The 15093-nt window shown below is 69.6% G+C and carries 12 protein-coding genes; 2 read left to right on the forward strand and 10 right to left on the reverse strand.

Annotated elements, in window-relative coordinates; translation table 11 throughout:
* Positions 1-917 precede the first annotated feature (917 nt).
* Complete coding sequence (locus tag WME95_RS28175) at positions 918-2306, reverse strand: sigma 54-interacting transcriptional regulator (protein WP_437541562.1); 1389 nt, start codon at positions 2304-2306, stop codon at positions 918-920.
* 206 nt (positions 2307-2512) lie between these two features.
* Between WME95_RS28175 and WME95_RS28180 the strand changes: the two genes are divergently transcribed.
* Complete coding sequence (locus WME95_RS28180; RefSeq protein WP_437292956.1) at positions 2513-3160, forward strand: hypothetical protein; 648 nt, start codon at positions 2513-2515, stop codon at positions 3158-3160.
* A 128-nt stretch (positions 3161-3288) separates the two neighbouring features.
* On the opposite strand, the gene WME95_RS28185 is transcribed toward WME95_RS28180, so the two are convergent.
* The 7 genes from WME95_RS28185 to WME95_RS28215 form a co-directional block, all read right to left on the reverse strand.
* Complete coding sequence (locus WME95_RS28185) at positions 3289-4695, reverse strand: hypothetical protein (RefSeq protein ID WP_437902449.1); 1407 nt, start codon at positions 4693-4695, stop codon at positions 3289-3291.
* A gap of 101 nt (positions 4696-4796) precedes the next feature.
* The gene (locus WME95_RS28190; protein ID WP_437902450.1) at positions 4797-7733 is read right to left on the reverse strand and encodes a carboxypeptidase regulatory-like domain-containing protein; all 2937 of its coding nucleotides are present in this window, start codon (positions 7731-7733) and stop codon (positions 4797-4799) included.
* Between the two features lie 206 nt (positions 7734-7939).
* A complete protein-coding gene (locus WME95_RS28195; RefSeq protein ID WP_437911038.1) occupies positions 7940-8371 on the reverse strand; it encodes an ExbD/TolR family protein in 432 nt (143 codons plus the stop codon).
* Positions 8372-8381: 10 nt separating this feature from the next.
* Complete coding sequence (locus WME95_RS28200; protein WP_437902451.1) at positions 8382-8843, reverse strand: ExbD/TolR family protein; 462 nt, start codon at positions 8841-8843, stop codon at positions 8382-8384.
* Positions 8794-9504, reverse strand: coding sequence for a MotA/TolQ/ExbB proton channel family protein (locus WME95_RS28205; RefSeq protein ID WP_437902452.1), 711 nt, complete (start codon positions 9502-9504; stop codon positions 8794-8796). The genes WME95_RS28200 and WME95_RS28205 overlap by 50 nt, the downstream gene beginning before the upstream one ends.
* Positions 9505-9561: 57 nt before the next feature.
* Positions 9562-10326, reverse strand: coding sequence for an energy transducer TonB (locus WME95_RS28210; protein ID WP_437902453.1), 765 nt, complete (start codon positions 10324-10326; stop codon positions 9562-9564).
* A 177-nt stretch (positions 10327-10503) separates the two neighbouring features.
* Positions 10504-11211, reverse strand: coding sequence for a response regulator (locus WME95_RS28215; RefSeq protein WP_437541577.1), 708 nt, complete (start codon positions 11209-11211; stop codon positions 10504-10506).
* Positions 11212-11464: 253 nt separating this feature from the next.
* Here WME95_RS28215 and WME95_RS28220 point away from each other — a divergent pair, with 253 nt between their 5' ends.
* Positions 11465-12034, forward strand: a complete 570-nt coding sequence (locus WME95_RS28220; protein ID WP_437902454.1) for a serine O-acetyltransferase — start codon at positions 11465-11467, stop codon at positions 12032-12034.
* A 147-nt stretch (positions 12035-12181) separates the two neighbouring features.
* On the opposite strand, the gene WME95_RS28225 is transcribed toward WME95_RS28220, so the two are convergent.
* A complete protein-coding gene (locus tag WME95_RS28225; protein ID WP_437902455.1) occupies positions 12182-13768 on the reverse strand; it encodes a PrsW family glutamic-type intramembrane protease in 1587 nt (528 codons plus the stop codon).
* 469 nt (positions 13769-14237) lie between these two features.
* On the reverse strand, positions 14238-14936 hold the full coding sequence (locus tag WME95_RS28230) for a LolA family protein (protein WP_437541581.1): 699 nt from the start codon (positions 14934-14936) through the stop codon (positions 14238-14240).
* Between the last annotated feature and the right edge of the window lie 157 nt (positions 14937-15093).

Below are 15093 nucleotides of genomic sequence, written 5' to 3' on the forward strand. Positions count from 1 at the left end.
CGCCGTCCTGGCTGGGCTCTCCGCGGGCAGCCGATTTCAGGCGAGAACGCATGACGTCGACCACCTCGCAGGAGCCAGGGGTTTCAATGTTTGCAGATGTCGCTGAGGGAGAGCCCGACGGCGAGCAAGGGGCAGGCGCCCGCGGCAAGGCCGCGGAGCACGGCGCCCGCCCGTGACGCGACGGGGCCTGAGCTCGCAAGGAGACCCGACAGACAACTCTCTGTACATCGATGAAGCCGCCCGCCCGGTCAAGTCCAAGATCGTCATTGTGCGTCGCGCCCCCGTCCTCGTGTTCCGCGCGCCGTCCGAGCCTGTCTTCTGGCGACAGACGTAGGCACTCGTAGGCGTCCCGCGAGGCGCGCGTGATCGCGCCGCAGGCGGAAGCCCCGCCGGCCCCGGCGCGCGCGGATCGCGAGGAGCGCCGCCTCGATGACGCAGGCCGCGCGCGACGCGCAGGCCACGGCACACTTCACCGGTGGTCTCTTCAGGGCGCATCGTGGGCTCCGACCTGGCGAGCACGCGCCGGACTCGTTGAGTTGACCGTGGTCGTGACAGCACCTCGCTGGGGACGGGGCTTACACACCACATTACAACCCGCATAATCAGCTCTGTAAAGTCCCTATACATGGGCGTTCGGTCGATCGAGCCCACGTTGCGTCGCCGGATGGAGGCAACCCTGCGACGATCGCGCGCCTCTTCGCCGGAGAAACAGCGCCGCGACGGCCTTCAGGCCTTCGGAAGGAGCAGAGCGTTTGCTGGAGGTGATGTATGGAACGACCGCCCCCTCGGGCTCAGCAGCCTACGCCGGGAGTGACTTCCTCATCGCGACGCAGCCGGAAGACGAGCGCTCTCCAGCGACGCTGCGGCACCATTGACGCACTCCTGCACCTGTGCATGCGACGGCGGGCGCCAGCGGTTCAGTCGTTGTCGGACAGGTCGCTTCCCTCGGCGAAGTGGGAGCGATCGACGCCATTCTTCTCGAGCCAGCGTCGAATTCGATTCCTGTGCACTCCGAGCCTGGTGGCCGCGCGAGACACATTGCCTCGCTCGAGGCGAAGCGCCTCGGCGATCTCATCTTCGGGCAGCGCCTGTCCTGCGCGCGCCGGTCGAACATCGCTCGCCGTCGGCCGGGCCTGCGGCTCGATCGACTCCGGGCTCAGCCCGACGCCGGCGAGCGGATCCAGATCCTTGGCCTCGACCGTGCGCCGCTTCTCGTCGAGCGCGCGCGTCACGGCGCGCCGCGCCTCGCCGACGAACTCGCGCAGATTCCCCGGCCATCGGCGCATCGCGCACGCGATGATCATCGAATGGTGAATCGCCGGCGGCGCGCTTTGAGCGGCCGCGCCGACCGCCTTCGCGCATTGAGCGAGCAGCCACGGGATCTCCTCGGTCCTCTCGCGGAGGGGCGGGAGCCGGACCTCGGGCCGGCCGATACGGTAGTAGAGATCATCCCGGAAGCGGCCCTGGGCGACGCGGGCGCGGAGGTCGTGTGTCGCCGCGCAGATCCGGATCTGCACCGGGCGAGGCGCGACCGCGCCGAGCTCGAGGACCTGCCGGGTGTCGATCGTCCGCAGCAGCTTCGCCTGGACGGCCGCGTCGAGCTCCGCCACCTCGTCGAGGAAGAGCGTGCCTCCGTGGGCGGCCTGCACATAGCCGTCGGTGTCGTGCGTCGCGCCGGAGTAGGCGCCGCGCCTGGCGCCGAAGAGGAGCCGCTCCGCCAGGCCCTCCGGAATGGCCGCGCAGTTGACGGCGACGAATGGGCCGCGCGCCTGCGGCCCTGCCTCGTGGTAGGCGCGCGCCGCGAGCTCCTTGCCCGTGCCGCTCTCGCCCGTCACGAGGAGGCTGTCTCCCCCGGCCGCGGCGCGGATGATCGTGTCGTAAATGAGCTGCAGCCTCGGCCCGAGGACGCTCTCCTTTTCGAGGCGCACGCCCCCGCGCGCGAAGCTCCGGATGTCGCTGAGCGCGAGGAACACCGATGTCCCCGCGCCGACGACCTGGATCGCGTCCCTCCGCACCTCGCCGCGGATCGGCTCGCCGTTGACCGACGTCCCGTTGGTGCTGCCGAGGTCCTCCACGGTCCAGGCGCCGCCGTCGTACGCGATGCGGGCGTGTCGCCGCGACATGAGCGAGTCGTCCATGAGCGGCACGCCGCCGACGCCTCCGCGACCCACCACCACGGAGCCACGATCCAGCGGGATGGGAGCGCAGCGCGGCTGATCCCCCGAGAAGATCAGGACGATGCCGGGGACAGGCTCGGCGACCGAGGGCTCCGGTGCAACCGAGACGCGGACGGTGGAGTGGTCCATCGGGCACAATCTTACCCGCTGAAGAACCTGGCCGGCCAGTGGCCGGCCATCCCAACGGCATGCGAAGGCTCTCTGGGCAGAACTCCCAGCAAATCCAGGTCGCCCCGTTCGCCAGGTTCGGCACAAGTTGTGCTTGTTCCCTCGGCATGGTGGCCTCTGCAAGAGCTCGCATCCATCGGGACCGGGGGTCTGCCCTCGAGGTGAACATGGGATCCGGCCGCAACATCGAGGAGGCGAGCCGCCGCTCGTCCCGGCGTCTGCACACATCCCGCACCCTGCCGAGCCTCCCCACCCACCCCGGTCTCCAGAGCATCAGCGGACTCCGCGGCGCTCTCGAGTTCCTGGAGTGGCCGGCGTCCGAGTGGACGCCCAAGGACCTCCAGGAATGGTTCGTGGACCACCTCGTGACCCCGGGCTTGATGAAGCGCCCCCAGATCGTGCGCGAGCCCGGCGCGACGCCCGTCATGCTCGATCCCCGGGCCGACGGCGGCAGCAACCTCGAGGAGCTCATCCACAAGGCCCGCGGGCGCGTCATCACGGCCCTCCGGGGGCTGATCGCGCCCGTCGCCGACGATCGATTCCTGAACGCGGCGATCTACGGGGGCAGGGTCCGCCGGGCGGCGGTCGGCGGCCGTCCCGTCTGGGTCGCCTCGCCGCGCGAGATCGACTTCCTCGGCGACATTGTGCTCAGTTTGCTCGCCGCCGACATCCTGCTCGACCGGGAGTTCTATCGCGCACACCTGTGCATCTGCGAGGTGTGCGGAAGGGTGTCATTCAAGGAGACCGCGGACGCGCGAGGCGTATGCAGCGAGCATCGCAGCAGTGTGTCCGGGTTTACGCCGCGGGTGCGCTGAGCGCCTGCGGCGGAGTCGTGACGCCAGAGACGATAAAGGCCGGCTGAAGAGCCGGCCTTCGTCATTTCTCCCGCCACGGATCCGGTCCGCCCGCCGCATCGCGGAGGGCCGGCGCGGACGGCGCCGCGTCAGTTCGCGTCGAACGAGACCCAGGCGCCCGTCGCCCAGGTGTCATCGGCCTTGAAGGCGCCGATGTAGCTCGCCTCCGGGTCGAAGAAGCCGTCATCCGGCGGGGTCGCCGCGTTCTCGGTGAGCGTGGCCTCAGGCCGGAAGTCAGGCGTTGCGGCGAAGCAGTCGGCGAGCCCGGGATCCTCGGCGCTGTTGGTCGCCTCGCCCTCGAACCACGCGACCTCGTCCGTGCCAGCGTCATCGTCGTCGTCGAGCTTCGACTCGGTCGCCGCCTCGGTGTCGGTCTCTTCGTAGGCGATGTTCGCCTCGATGTTGCCGAAGAAGATCGAGCTCGCGAGCTCGACCTCGGTGAGCTCGTTGCGGAGATCCACCCCCGCCTCGAAGCCGGTCACGATGGTGTTGAAGATGTGGGCCTTCGTCGAGCGGCGGAGCAGCATGCCGTACTGTTGCTTGTCGACCTCCTTGTTCTTGCCGCACAGGGTCGCGTTGTAGATCGTCGGCTCGCTGAGGGGCGTGTTGGCCGACGAGTCGGCGTCGTTGTCGCCCTCGAAGCCGTTCGTCTCGTCGGCGACGGACGGGTCCTGCTGGAGCGCGAGGAACTGGAGCTTGCCGGTGTAGCCGAGGTCGAAGTCGAAGCCGTCGTCGCCGTTCTGCGCGCAGATGAGGTGCTTCGCGTTGACGGTGCCGCCGAAGAACTCGAAGCAATCGTCGAGCGTGTGGTGCACCATCACGTGATCGACGGTCGTCCCGGAGCCCACGCCGGCGAAGGTGAGGCCGTTGACCTCGTTGTCCTGGGAGAGGAGGATCCCGCTGTACTCGATGCGCACGTACTCGAGGACACCGCTGTTGTCCGCGGGCTTGTCGCCGCCGTACTCCGTGCCTTCGCCGGTGATGCCCTCGACGCTGGCCTTGCCGCCTTCGACGTTGACGGGCGCCTCGCCGAGCAGGATGACGCCGCCCCAGTCGCCGGCGGCGCGATCGCCCTCCTCGCCCTGGCTCGTGAACACGATGGGCTTGCTCGCGGTGCCCTTGGCGTTGATCTTGGCGCCGGGCTTCACGACGAGCGTGGCGAGGCTCACCTTCTCGCCCATGATCTTCGTGCCGGGCTCGATGGTCAGGGTGGCGCCGCGCTCGACGAAGATGATCCCCTTCATGAGGTAGCACGTGTCGGCGGTCCACCTCGTGCTGGCGGTGATCGCCTCGCTGACCTCCACCGGGGAGGAGCAATCGGCGATGACGTCGCCACCACCGCCGCCGTCGCCACCGCCGCCCTCGCCGCCACCGCCACCGTCACCGCCGCTGGCGGAGCTGCTCGCGGACGAGGTGCTTGTCGAGGTCGGGGAGATCGAGTCGTCATCGCCGCACGCGGCAAACGCCGCGACGGAGAGCGCCGAGGCGCAAACCAAGCCCAATTTGAATGTACGCAATTTATTCTACCTCCTCCCCCAACATGGCGTGTGTAGGAAAACTCGTGACGAGCGCCGCGTGACGATTCAATGGCAGCTGCTCAGTAGGTGAGGGCGGCGCTCAACGTCACAGTCGTCCCGACGCTGTACTGGCTGGCGATCTTGTCCTCATCACCGTCGCTCCCCCTGGTGACGCGGACGGGCGCATTGAGGAGGTTCTCGCCGGCCAGCTTCACCTCGACGTGCTCGCCGAGGCGCTGGGCCACGGTCAGGTCAATCTGGTGCCGCGGCTGCTCGTACTCGTCCGCCAGCCCGTTGCGACCCACCCGCTTGAGCCGGGCGCCGAACACGTTGTAGAGGAGCCGGGCGCTCGTGCCGGTCGACTCTCTGGCGTAATCGAGCCCCAGGTTCACGACGAAGGGAGACTGGCCCTGGAGCGGGTGCGTCGGGGTGCTCTCGATGGTGACCCCTCCCTCGGTGTTCTCGGGATCGATCGTCACCTCCGACTGCACGAACGTGAGGTTTCCGAGCGCCGTGACCTCCTTCAGGAGAGGGGTGATGAAGCCCAGGCCCTTCCTGAGCTCGAGCTCGACCCCGGCGACATAACCGGCTTCTCCGTTCACGTAGCTGAGCCTGCCCCTGCCGCTGTTCGGGACGATGATCTCCTCGATCGGATCCTGGAAGTGCTTGTAAAAGACGCTGACCGCGGCCACCTCGCCGGCCGTCGGGAAGACCTCGAAGCGGAGATCGGCGTTCACGACGCTCGTCCGCCCGAGGTCCGGATTGCCTTTCGCCTCCATCCCGCTGTATCCCTCCTGATACAAGGTCGGGCTGAGCTCGCGGAGCTGGGGTCGGGCCAGCGTCCTGGATACGCCGAGCCTGACGTTCGAGATCGAGCTCGCCTTGAAGATGACGTTGGCCGCGGGCAAGATATCGACCTTGTCGCTCTCCTCCTTGATCTCCGGGCTTGCCGGGGAGTACCTGTCGAACGCCCTCAGCGACAGCGTGGAGGCCTCGATCCGGGCGCCGAGCACCGCGCGGAGCCATCGTGTGACGGCGGCGTCGGTCATCACGTAGCCTGCATAGAGATCGCTGTTCGCCGTGTAGGAGTCGGTCTCGCGCGTGATCTCCTCCAGCTCGAGCGCCGTGCCCATGTTCTCGTCCGAGAACAGCTGGCCCGGCTCCTGGCGCAGGATCGTCGGGTCCGAGCCCGGGCGCTGCTTGAACCGGAACCGGCGCGCGTTGAACTCGCGCTCTCGAAGGTTGAACAGACCGCCCAGCTTCACCCGGGTCGGGGTGTCCCCACGGACGAGAGGCTGGGTATAGGAGAGCTGCCCGCCGTAGTTCACGTCGGTCATGTCGCTGAAGAAGTGGGCGCCGCTCAGCGTGCCCTCGTCCCACGAGAAGGCCCCGCTCGCATCGTCCCTGATGTAGACGGTCTCCCTCGTATCGGGCTCGTCCGAGGACGCGTGGGAGATGGACGCCTTCCAGTCGAGGGTGCCGCCGTCCAGCGCGCCGATGCGGTGCTCTCCCTGGAGCTGACCCAAGGTGAGGGCCCGGGAGATGAACCGCTGCTGGGTGTCGCGAAACGCGCTGCTGCCGTCTGTAGGGTTCCCGCTGATCTCGCTGGCCAGATCCTCCGACGAGCGGCTGTGGAGTCCGGTGATCGTCACCTTGTGGTTCTGATCCGGGTTGTAGGTGACGCTGGCGAACGAGCCCCAGGACACCTGATCACGGATGCTCCCGGTGCTGGTGTCGCCGTTGGGTGCGGGCTCACCGCCCAGAGGATCGGGCTCGAAGGTTCTGGTGCGCTCTTCAGCGCGCGGAGCGAACTTCCGGCCATAGCTCAGGGTGGCGATATAACCGAGGCGCTGCTCGCCGCCGAGCTTCAGGGTGTCGCCGACGACCACGCTGCCGCTCCCGTTCGGCGGGGTGAACGACCGCGTCGTCACCATCGACGAGTTGATCGCCCGCCCATAGGCCGTCATCTCGTCCCTCGTGATGGTGCCGCCGCCCGGCTTGGAGCCGAGCCGCACCACCTTGTAGTCGGGGATCTCGCCGGGAAGCGCGCGCGCGCCGCCGTCGATCCCGAGCCAGTCGGTGCCCGAGCCGGCGTAGCTCAGGCGATCGCGGAACGTCGCCTGGCTGTTCAACCCGAGCGACAGCGATGCCTGGAACAGGAACTGGGTCGGGAGCTCGCGTGTGTTGACCTGGACCGAGCCGCCCACGAAATCGCCGGGGAGATCGGGCGTGAACGTCTTGACGACGGTGATGTCGCTGAGGATCAGCGACGGAAAGAGGTCGAGCGGGACGGCCTGCCGGTCGGGCTCGGGGCTCGGCAGGGGGGCGCCGTTCAGGAGCGCGTTCGTGTAGCGCTCGCCCAGGCCGCGGACGTAGACGTACCTGTTGTCGACAACGGTCGCGCCGACGATACGCTTCGCGGCCTCGGCGGCGTTGCGATCGGGTGTCTTCGCGATCTCCTTCGCGCCGATGGCGTCACCCACGTGGGCCGCGTTCTTCCGGATGAGCAGCTGCGCCGCGACGCTCGCCCGCTCCGGCTCGAACTCGACCTCGATGACCTCCTCTGTCTGCCGATCGGGATCGAGGCCGACATCGACATGGACCACCTGCCCGGCGGTCACCCGTACGTCCTGCACGCGCTGCGGCTTGTACGCCTCGTACCAGACCCGCAGCTGATGGGTGCCCGGCGGGAGCTCCAGCCGATACCGCCCGTCGAGGTCCGCGATCGCCTTGAGCTTCGTCCCCACGACGGACACCTGGGCGTCGAGCAAGGGCTCTTTCGTGGCGGTGTCCGTGACGACGCCCCACACCACGCCTTTCCCCGCGGGCGGCGGGCGCGACGGGCTCGGCTCGTCGAGCCCCGCGGCGTCCTCCGCCGCAGGACCGACGGCCTGAGGCGCCGCGCCGTCTGGCAGCGGCGCAGCGGCTCCGGGGTCGCCCTGCGCGAGGGCCGTGGCCCCCCAGCAAAGCGGTGTCACCAGCGCTGCGACTACCCCCGAGATCCTTCTGCGACTCATGCACCTGTCCCTTCGCGCGCTCCGAGCCCGGGCGCGACTCTCGATTCGATGGCCGGGCGCACGCGCGCCCGTCTGATGAGGAGAGCGGAGGGCCACCTCGCGCCCTCTCCCGTGCACCCCGCCGCGCCCGCGCGCTCGAGCGACGCGGCGGCGGCTCCCGCGCGCCTCGACTTCACCTCATCGAGTCATCGAGCCTCTGCCCTGGCTCAGCGCGCGGGCTTCTCCGTCAGGACGGCGATCGTCTTGGCCCCGCCCATGCGCGCGGCGTCCATGGCCTCCACGGCGACCGCGTAGACGGCCTCGTCATCCGCGTCGAAGTAAAGAACGTTGTCCGAGCGCGCCGCGAAGATCCGCGCGAGCCGCTCCTTCAGCTCGCCGCGCTGCACCTCGGCCTGGTTGATGCGGAGGACGCCGCGCTGATCCACCGTGAGCACCACGGGCTTGTCGGCGTCGACGGGAGGCGGCGCGAGCTTCGCGGTGTCGTCCTTCTTGGGCAGATTCAGCCAGAGCTGCTTGGCGAGCAGCGGCGTCACGACCATGAAGATGATGAGGAGCACGAGCACCACGTCGACGAGCGGCGTCACGTTCATGCTCGGCGCGACGCCGCCCTTCTTGCCTCCGCCCTGCGGAACGCTCATCCCCACGGCGCTATCCCTCCTCCGGCGCGGCGGACGCCCCGCCGCCCCGCTGGCTCACCTGCAGCGAGATCCCGGCGAACCCGACCTCCTGGCACAGCGCGAAGGCCTCCCGGACGCGGCCGTACCGCGCCGAGGAGTCGCCCTTGATGACCACCCGGCGCTCCGGCTCGGCGGCGCGGATGGCCCGCAGCCGCTCGCCGAGCGCGCCGAGGTCGGCGACAGCCTCCTTCTCGAGGAACACGGTGCCTGCGCCGGTGATCGTCACGTAGATCGGATCGAGCTTCGATTTCGACTTCGGATCCGGCTGAAACACCGCCGGGAGCTCGACCCGCTCGCCGTGCTCCATCTGGGGCGCGATCACCATGAAGATGATGAGGAGCACGAGCACCACGTCGACGAGCGGCGTGACGTTGATCTCCGGCTCAGGCGGCTGCTGCCGACCCGAGCGACCGCTCTCCACTCGAACGCCCATGTTCGTTCTCCATCTCGTCGATGAGCTCACCCGCGCTGCGCTCGAGCGCGAGCTCCACAGCGGCGATACGGGTGGTGAGGTAGTTGAAGCAAAGCACCGCCGGGATGGCGACCGCGAGCCCGAGCGCGGTGACGATGAGCGCCTCGGAGATGCCGGCGCTCACGGCGCCGAGGCCGCCCGAGCCGGTCGAGGCGATGGTCTGGAAGGCCGTGATGATGCCGATGACGGTGCCGAGCAGCCCGACGAACGGGGCCACCGAGCCGACCGTCGCGAGCACCGAGAGGCCGCGGCGCAGGTCGGCGGAGATCGCCTCCCGGCGCCGCGACACCTCGCGGCGCGCGAGCTCCACCGGTGGCACGCCGCCGTCGCCCGCCTCGACGGCGCGCTGGAAGCGGCGCACCGCCGCGCCGACGAGCCGGGCGAGCGCGGAGCGTCCATAGCCGTCGGCGATCGAGACGAGCCGCGCGGTGTCCCAGGCCTCCATCACGGGGCGCGCCTCCCTCGCGAAGCGCCGGGTCTCCGACGCCTGACGCGCGAGCGCGATGAGCCGCTCCACAACGACGGCGACGCTCGCCAGCGCCATGAGCACGAGGGCGAACGCGACGAGCTTGCTCAAAAGCCCCATGGTCGCCCAGATGTGCCCGAGATCAAACTGCATCATGGTGAACCTCCTTCGTTCCTCGCGCGAGAGGCCGAGTCCGCGGCCGCGCGCTCGACGTCATCTCTTCGCCTTGAACGGGATCCGGACCGTCTTGAAGGTCGACACCGGCCTCCCCTCGTGGATCGCCGGCCGATAGCGCCACGTCTTCACCGTCGCGAGCACCACGTCGTTGAACAGCGGATGGCCGCGGACGAGGGTGACGTTCGTGACCTCGCCGGTCTCGGTCACCACGAACCTGACGACCACGGTGGCCTCTATCCCCGCGCTCCGCGCCGCCTCGGGGATGGGAGGGAGCGAATTGGAGAGCGCGACAGGCGGCGTGGCGTTCTCGGGGAGGTGAATCGGCCCTTTCGGCTGCGGAGGCGGTGGCGGCGGCGGCGCGGGCGCAGCCACGGCGGCCGTCCCCGTGCCGCCGGGGACCCCGCCGGGCACGCCGCCCGGTACGCCTCCCGGCTCTCCGTAGGTGTCGTCGTCGCTCGCCTTGGCCTGGCCCGGGTCCGCCTCCGCCGGCGCCTCGCTGGGCACCGCGGTCGGCGCGACGAGCGCCGGGCGCCTGGGCGCCGCGGGGCGAGGCGCCGGAGCCTCCGCCGCCGGCGGCGGGGGCGGGGGCGCCGGGGCCACGGGGGGCGCCTCGGGGATCTGGGTGGCCAGCTTGACCTCGACGACCTCCTCCTCGGGCGGAGGAGGCGCGATCGCGCCGCTCAGGCGGGCGGCGGCGAGCGCGATGGCCGCGAACAGCAGGAGCCCTGCCGCAACCCCGATCGCGAGGCGCTTCGCCCGCTCAGGATCGGCCTCCCCTGCACTCCACGTTTCAAGATACATCGAGGCTCCCGGCGCACGCTGGCGACAACACAAGAGCTCCACCTGACCTCATGAGAGGGACCGGCAGGCTTCAACAAGGTCGCCCAGCATGTGAATCACCGTCTGCAGGGTACACTCGCTGCCGTTGCGGCCCGGTGACGGTGTGGCAACGATTGTCGTGCTCGCCCGGCAGGGCGCTCAGGCGCTGCGGCTCTCGGGGAGGTCGGGCGAAGCGGCGAATCGATAGCCGATACCGCGGACGGTCTGGATATAATCGCCGGCGCTGCGCAGCTTGTCGCGAAGCCGCTTGACGTGGGTGTCCACGGTCCTCGTCGTGATGCTCACGTCGATGCCCCACACGCCGTCGAGGAGCGCGGTGCGCGTCTGCACGCGCTCGCGCGCCTCGTACAGCGCGACGAGGAGCTTGAACTCGAGGAGCGTCAGCTCGACCTCCTCGCGCTCGACCCACACGCGGTGAGCGCCCTCGTCGATCCGCAGGCACCCGAACTCGATGCTCCGCTCCCCGTCCCCGGAGGACTTCGCGCGGCGGAGCACGGCTTGCACGCGCAACACGAGCTCCCGCACGCTGAACGGTTTGACGACGTAGTCGACGGCGCCGAGCTCGAAGCCGACGATGCGGTCGACCTCGTCCCCGCGCGCCGACACGATCATCACGGGGATCCGCTGGGTGCCATCGCTCTGCTGGAGAGCACGGCACACCTCGGTCCCCGGGATGTCGGGCAGCATGAGATCGAGCAAGACGAGATCGGGCCGCTGGTCCACGGCCAGCTGGACCCCCTCACCGCCCTGCCCCGCGAGGAGCACCTCATGCCCGGCTTGCCTGAGGTTGTAATCGAGCACCTTCTGGAGCGCCGGCTCGTCCTCGATGACTAAAATCCGCGCCATGGTGAAGAGCGCGTGTACCCGAGCGATGTGACGGACCGATGACCGGATGGCAACAGGGCGGTGCGGCGTCGAAAAGACCGCGCGAGCACGCAGGCGCAGCGGACGCGCGACGGGATGTAGCAGGGGAGCGCAGGCACGGCGAAAGGTCACGCGGGCGCGGCGCGGCGCGACGAGACGCCACGCGACGAGGTGCCCCCGAGGGCGCGCGGCGAAAGGTCGCACGGGCGGGGCGAGATGCGCTAGGCTCGTCGGGATGCTGCGGACTTTGCGACTCATCGCGGCCGACGTGCGCCAGAAGGCCACATGGTGCTACGGCAGCGATCCACTGCCAATCATCCTGAAGACGCTGGCGACCGACGGCACGGCGGCGATGGTCCTCTACAGGTTCACGCAGGCCGCGCGAGCCCACCGGATGCCGGTGCTCGAGATGGTGCTCAACAAGGCGACCAACCTGGCCGGCGGCTGCGTGATCGGGCGCGGCGCGGACTTCGGGCCCGGGTTCGTGCTCATCCACTCGAACGGCGTTGTCATCAATGGCAACGTCCGCGGCGGATCGAACGTGCTCATCGAGCACCAGGTGACCATCGGCGCCGATCGGCGGCAGACACCGGTGCTCGGGAGCGACCTCTTCATCGGCGCGGGGGCGAAGATCGTCGGCGGGGTCACGGTCGGTGACGGCGCCAGGATCGGCGCCAATGCCGTGGTCGTGCACGATGTCGCGCCGAACACCACGGTCGTGGGCATCCCCGCGAAGCCCGTGCAGCGGCGCGAGGACCGCGCCGCGCGCCCAGCCGCGGACGGGACGAACACCTCGCAGAGCTGACCGCCGGCGGATCGAGGGTTCCAGAGCGGCGGTCACCCGCACAGGAGACGGGTCCAGATCGGCGTTTTCGGCGCGGAAGCGCACTCACGTGCGCTGAGCACCGAAAAGGTCGAGATGGGCCCGTATCCGACGCGGGTGACCGCCGCTCTACCGGGGCGCTCGGGCCAGAAGCTCGTGCCTGAGCTGCGCGATCTCTTGCCGGAGCGGGCCGATGAAATCGGCGCTCAGGGTGCGGTTGCGGCCCTGCAGCGCGCGCGCCGTGTGCCACTTGCTGAGCGCGAGCCGCGCGCCGGCGCGGATGAAGCTCCGCCCCGTGGCGCCGCGCCAGCCCAGGGTGCACCGGAGCCGGCCGATCGGCGAGCAGACGAGCTCGAGCTCGTCCTGGGTGAGCATGCCGAGCGCGACCTCGTCGCGCAGATGATCCCGGATCACCCAGCCCTTGCGGATCACGAGCGCCACGATGATCCCGAAGAACGACGCGACGAAGCACAACCAGAGCAGGAGCCACGGCATGAAGATGTCCCCCATCGCGCGCCCCAGCGCGGTGGGGAGGAAGTTCCACACCGCGTGCAGCGCGACGCCGAGCAGGTAGCCGCCGATCGGGGCCGCCGCGCGCACCCACGTCTTCGACGACTCCCGGGCGAGCCCGAAGCCGATGCCGGTCATCGACGTGAACAGCGGATGGAGCCAGGGCGTGAAGACGCCCCGCAGGACGAACGTGCCGGCGAGAACGTCGCTGCCCTGCATCGAGGCGCGCGCGTAATAGAGCACGTTCTCCACCGCGGCGAAGCCGAGCGCGCAGAACGTGGCGTAGATGATGCCGTCGACGATCCCGTCGAACTCCCGGCGCAGGAAGTAGAAGAAGCCGAACACGCCGAGCCCCTTGAAGAGCTCCTCTGCGAACGGCGCGCTGACCGATGCGCTGACGAGCTCGCCGGCCGGCTCGCCGAAGTTGCTTGAGACGCCGATGTGGACGCCCGTGTTGATCAGGATCGAGAAGCCGGTCGCCGCGAGCGCTCCCCAGAGGAACGCCATCAGCAGGCACCACCACGGCTCGGGATCGTACCGATCGATGATCATCGGGACGAACAGGTAGAGGACGAGCGGTGGGAACGCGAAGAGCGCCCCGACGAGCATGGCGCTCAGCATGCTCCCCCCGGACTCGATGACGCCGAGGAGCGTGAAGAGCACGTTGAGGACCGCGCCCGCGATGAGGCCGATGGCCCACAGCCACAGCCCGGCGATGCGCAGCCGCCGGTCCGGGTCGAACCTCCGAACGGCCGCCGGGTAGCCTGCGTGGTGATGCGCGTACGCGTGACCCTGATGCCCCCGCGCGTAGCCCTGGGGTGCCAGCGGGTACGCGTGACCCTGCGGCCCCTGCGGATACGCGTGACCCTGCGGCCCCTGCGAATACGCGTGCCCCTGCGCGTAGCCCTGTGGAGCCTGCGGATACGCGTGACCCTGCGGCCCGTGCGCATAGCCCTGCGGCCCGTGCGCATGGCCCTGCGGCCCGTGCGCATGGCCCTGCGGCCCCTGCGGATACGCGTGCCCCTGCGGCCCTTGCGGATGGCCCTGCGGCCCCTGCGGATACGCGTGCCCCTGCGGCCCTTGCGGATGGCCCTGCGGCCCCTGGGGATATACGTGCCCCTGCCCGTAGCCCTGCGCTGGCTGCGCGTGCGCGTACCCCTGCGGCGCCTGCCCGTGGCCCTGCTGCCCGTGCGGCGGTTGCCCCATGGAGCTCTGCCCCGCACCTTGCGCCGGATACCCCGAAGGGCCCTGCGCGCGCTCGCTCAAGCGCTCCGCCGGCCGGGGTTGTTGCGGCACGCCGGGGGAATCGGGACGATGTCCGTGGGGATTGTTCATGGATCGAGCGCTCTCGCGAAAGCCTCGTGACAGCGGGTGACCGTTCAGCCGAGGCGAATCCCCGCCGCGCGCGTGGAGCCGAAAGCAGCGGTGACGATCCGCGCCGGGCGACGCCAGCCTCGGAGCTGTCGCTCACGCCCGTGGGATCGAAGTATCACGGAATATTTCTACCACGGCAGGGACGCGCCGGGCATATATCCCAGCAGCTTCGCCACGGCGTGCTGCCGGCGAGGAGCGCGGAGGCTGTGACGCTCCGCTTCCACGGGTTCCACGAGCTGTCGGGGGTCGGCGGGGTAACGCGGCAGCGGCTCCTCCGCGCCGGGAACGTGGCGGGAGAACGTCAGGGGCGGACGACGCGCGTGCCCGGTGGAGGCGTGAAATCGAACTCGGTCTTCCCGACCGGCTGATTCACGACCGGCGACGAGAAGTCGAACCGATTCCGGTTGCCCTGCGCGTCGAGGATCAGCACGCGGCGGACCTGGTTGGTCTGCCCGTCCACATAGAGGAGCATCTTCTGATACGCAGGGGTCGCCTCCTTCGGCGTCCCCTCGAGGACATAGCCGCCCTCGAACTTCATCTGCGCAGGATCGAGCAGGCGCAGCGAGAAATCCTTCGTGAGCTGCCCCTTGCCCATCAAGAACGCGAGCGCCGCCGGATACTGAGAGCCCTTCACCGGGGTCTCGAACATCTGCTCGTTGTCCTTCTCGTAGACCTTGATCGTGATGCCGTCGGAGACGACGCGGTTTCCGTTCGGCGCGTCGTAGATCCAGCTCATCTTGCCCGGCTTCTCGAAGGTCACCTTGCCGGTGGAGACCTTTTTCACGTCCTGGACCTTGATCGTGTAGGTCTGGGTGAAGCTCGCCTTGAAGGTCTTCGTGGAGTCGTAGAACTGCTGGACGCGCCTGCCGAGCTCTTCGGCGGTGGGACCCGCGGCCTGGGACTCGCCGGCGGTCGCGAGCGTCGCGAGCACGACCGTGAGGGGCGCCGTCAGCCCGATGAGGCACGCGGCGGCGAGGCGGTTGAGTGAGGTTCGCGTCATCCTTCCCGATCTCCTTTGATGTCCAGAGGCGTCTCGCCCCCGCCCGTCGGCGGCGGGGGCGCCGGCGATGCACCGCCGGTTCCGTGCCCTGGCAGCCGCACCCTCGCTGAAGCCGGGGCGCGCCGCACGTTTTCATGTTGGACGCGGCGCGGGAGCG

This window comes from Sorangium sp. So ce327 (assembly GCF_051530205.1).
Lineage (GTDB): Bacteria > Myxococcota_A > Polyangia > Polyangiales > Polyangiaceae > Sorangium > Sorangium cellulosum_B.

Coding starts and splice junctions, on each gene's coding strand:
- WME95_RS28175 (WP_437541562.1), bottom strand. CDS start 2,306: ATGGACCACTCCACCGTCCGCGTCTCGGTTGCACCGGAGCCCTCGGTC.
- WME95_RS28180 (WP_437292956.1), top strand. CDS start 2,513: ATGGGATCCGGCCGCAACATCGAGGAGGCGAGCCGCCGCTCGTCCCGG.
- WME95_RS28190 (WP_437902450.1), bottom strand. CDS start 7,733: ATGAGTCGCAGAAGGATCTCGGGGGTAGTCGCAGCGCTGGTGACACCG.
- WME95_RS28195 (WP_437911038.1), bottom strand. CDS start 8,371: ATGAGCGTTCCGCAGGGCGGAGGCAAGAAGGGCGGCGTCGCGCCGAGC.
- WME95_RS28200 (WP_437902451.1), bottom strand. CDS start 8,843: ATGGGCGTTCGAGTGGAGAGCGGTCGCTCGGGTCGGCAGCAGCCGCCT.
- WME95_RS28205 (WP_437902452.1), bottom strand. CDS start 9,504: ATGATGCAGTTTGATCTCGGGCACATCTGGGCGACCATGGGGCTTTTG.
- WME95_RS28210 (WP_437902453.1), bottom strand. CDS start 10,326: ATGTATCTTGAAACGTGGAGTGCAGGGGAGGCCGATCCTGAGCGGGCG.
- WME95_RS28215 (WP_437541577.1), bottom strand. CDS start 11,211: ATGGCGCGGATTTTAGTCATCGAGGACGAGCCGGCGCTCCAGAAGGTG.
- WME95_RS28220 (WP_437902454.1), top strand. CDS start 11,465: ATGCTGCGGACTTTGCGACTCATCGCGGCCGACGTGCGCCAGAAGGCC.
- WME95_RS28225 (WP_437902455.1), bottom strand. CDS start 13,768: ATGGGGCAACCGCCGCACGGGCAGCAGGGCCACGGGCAGGCGCCGCAG.
- WME95_RS28230 (WP_437541581.1), bottom strand. CDS start 14,936: ATGACGCGAACCTCACTCAACCGCCTCGCCGCCGCGTGCCTCATCGGG.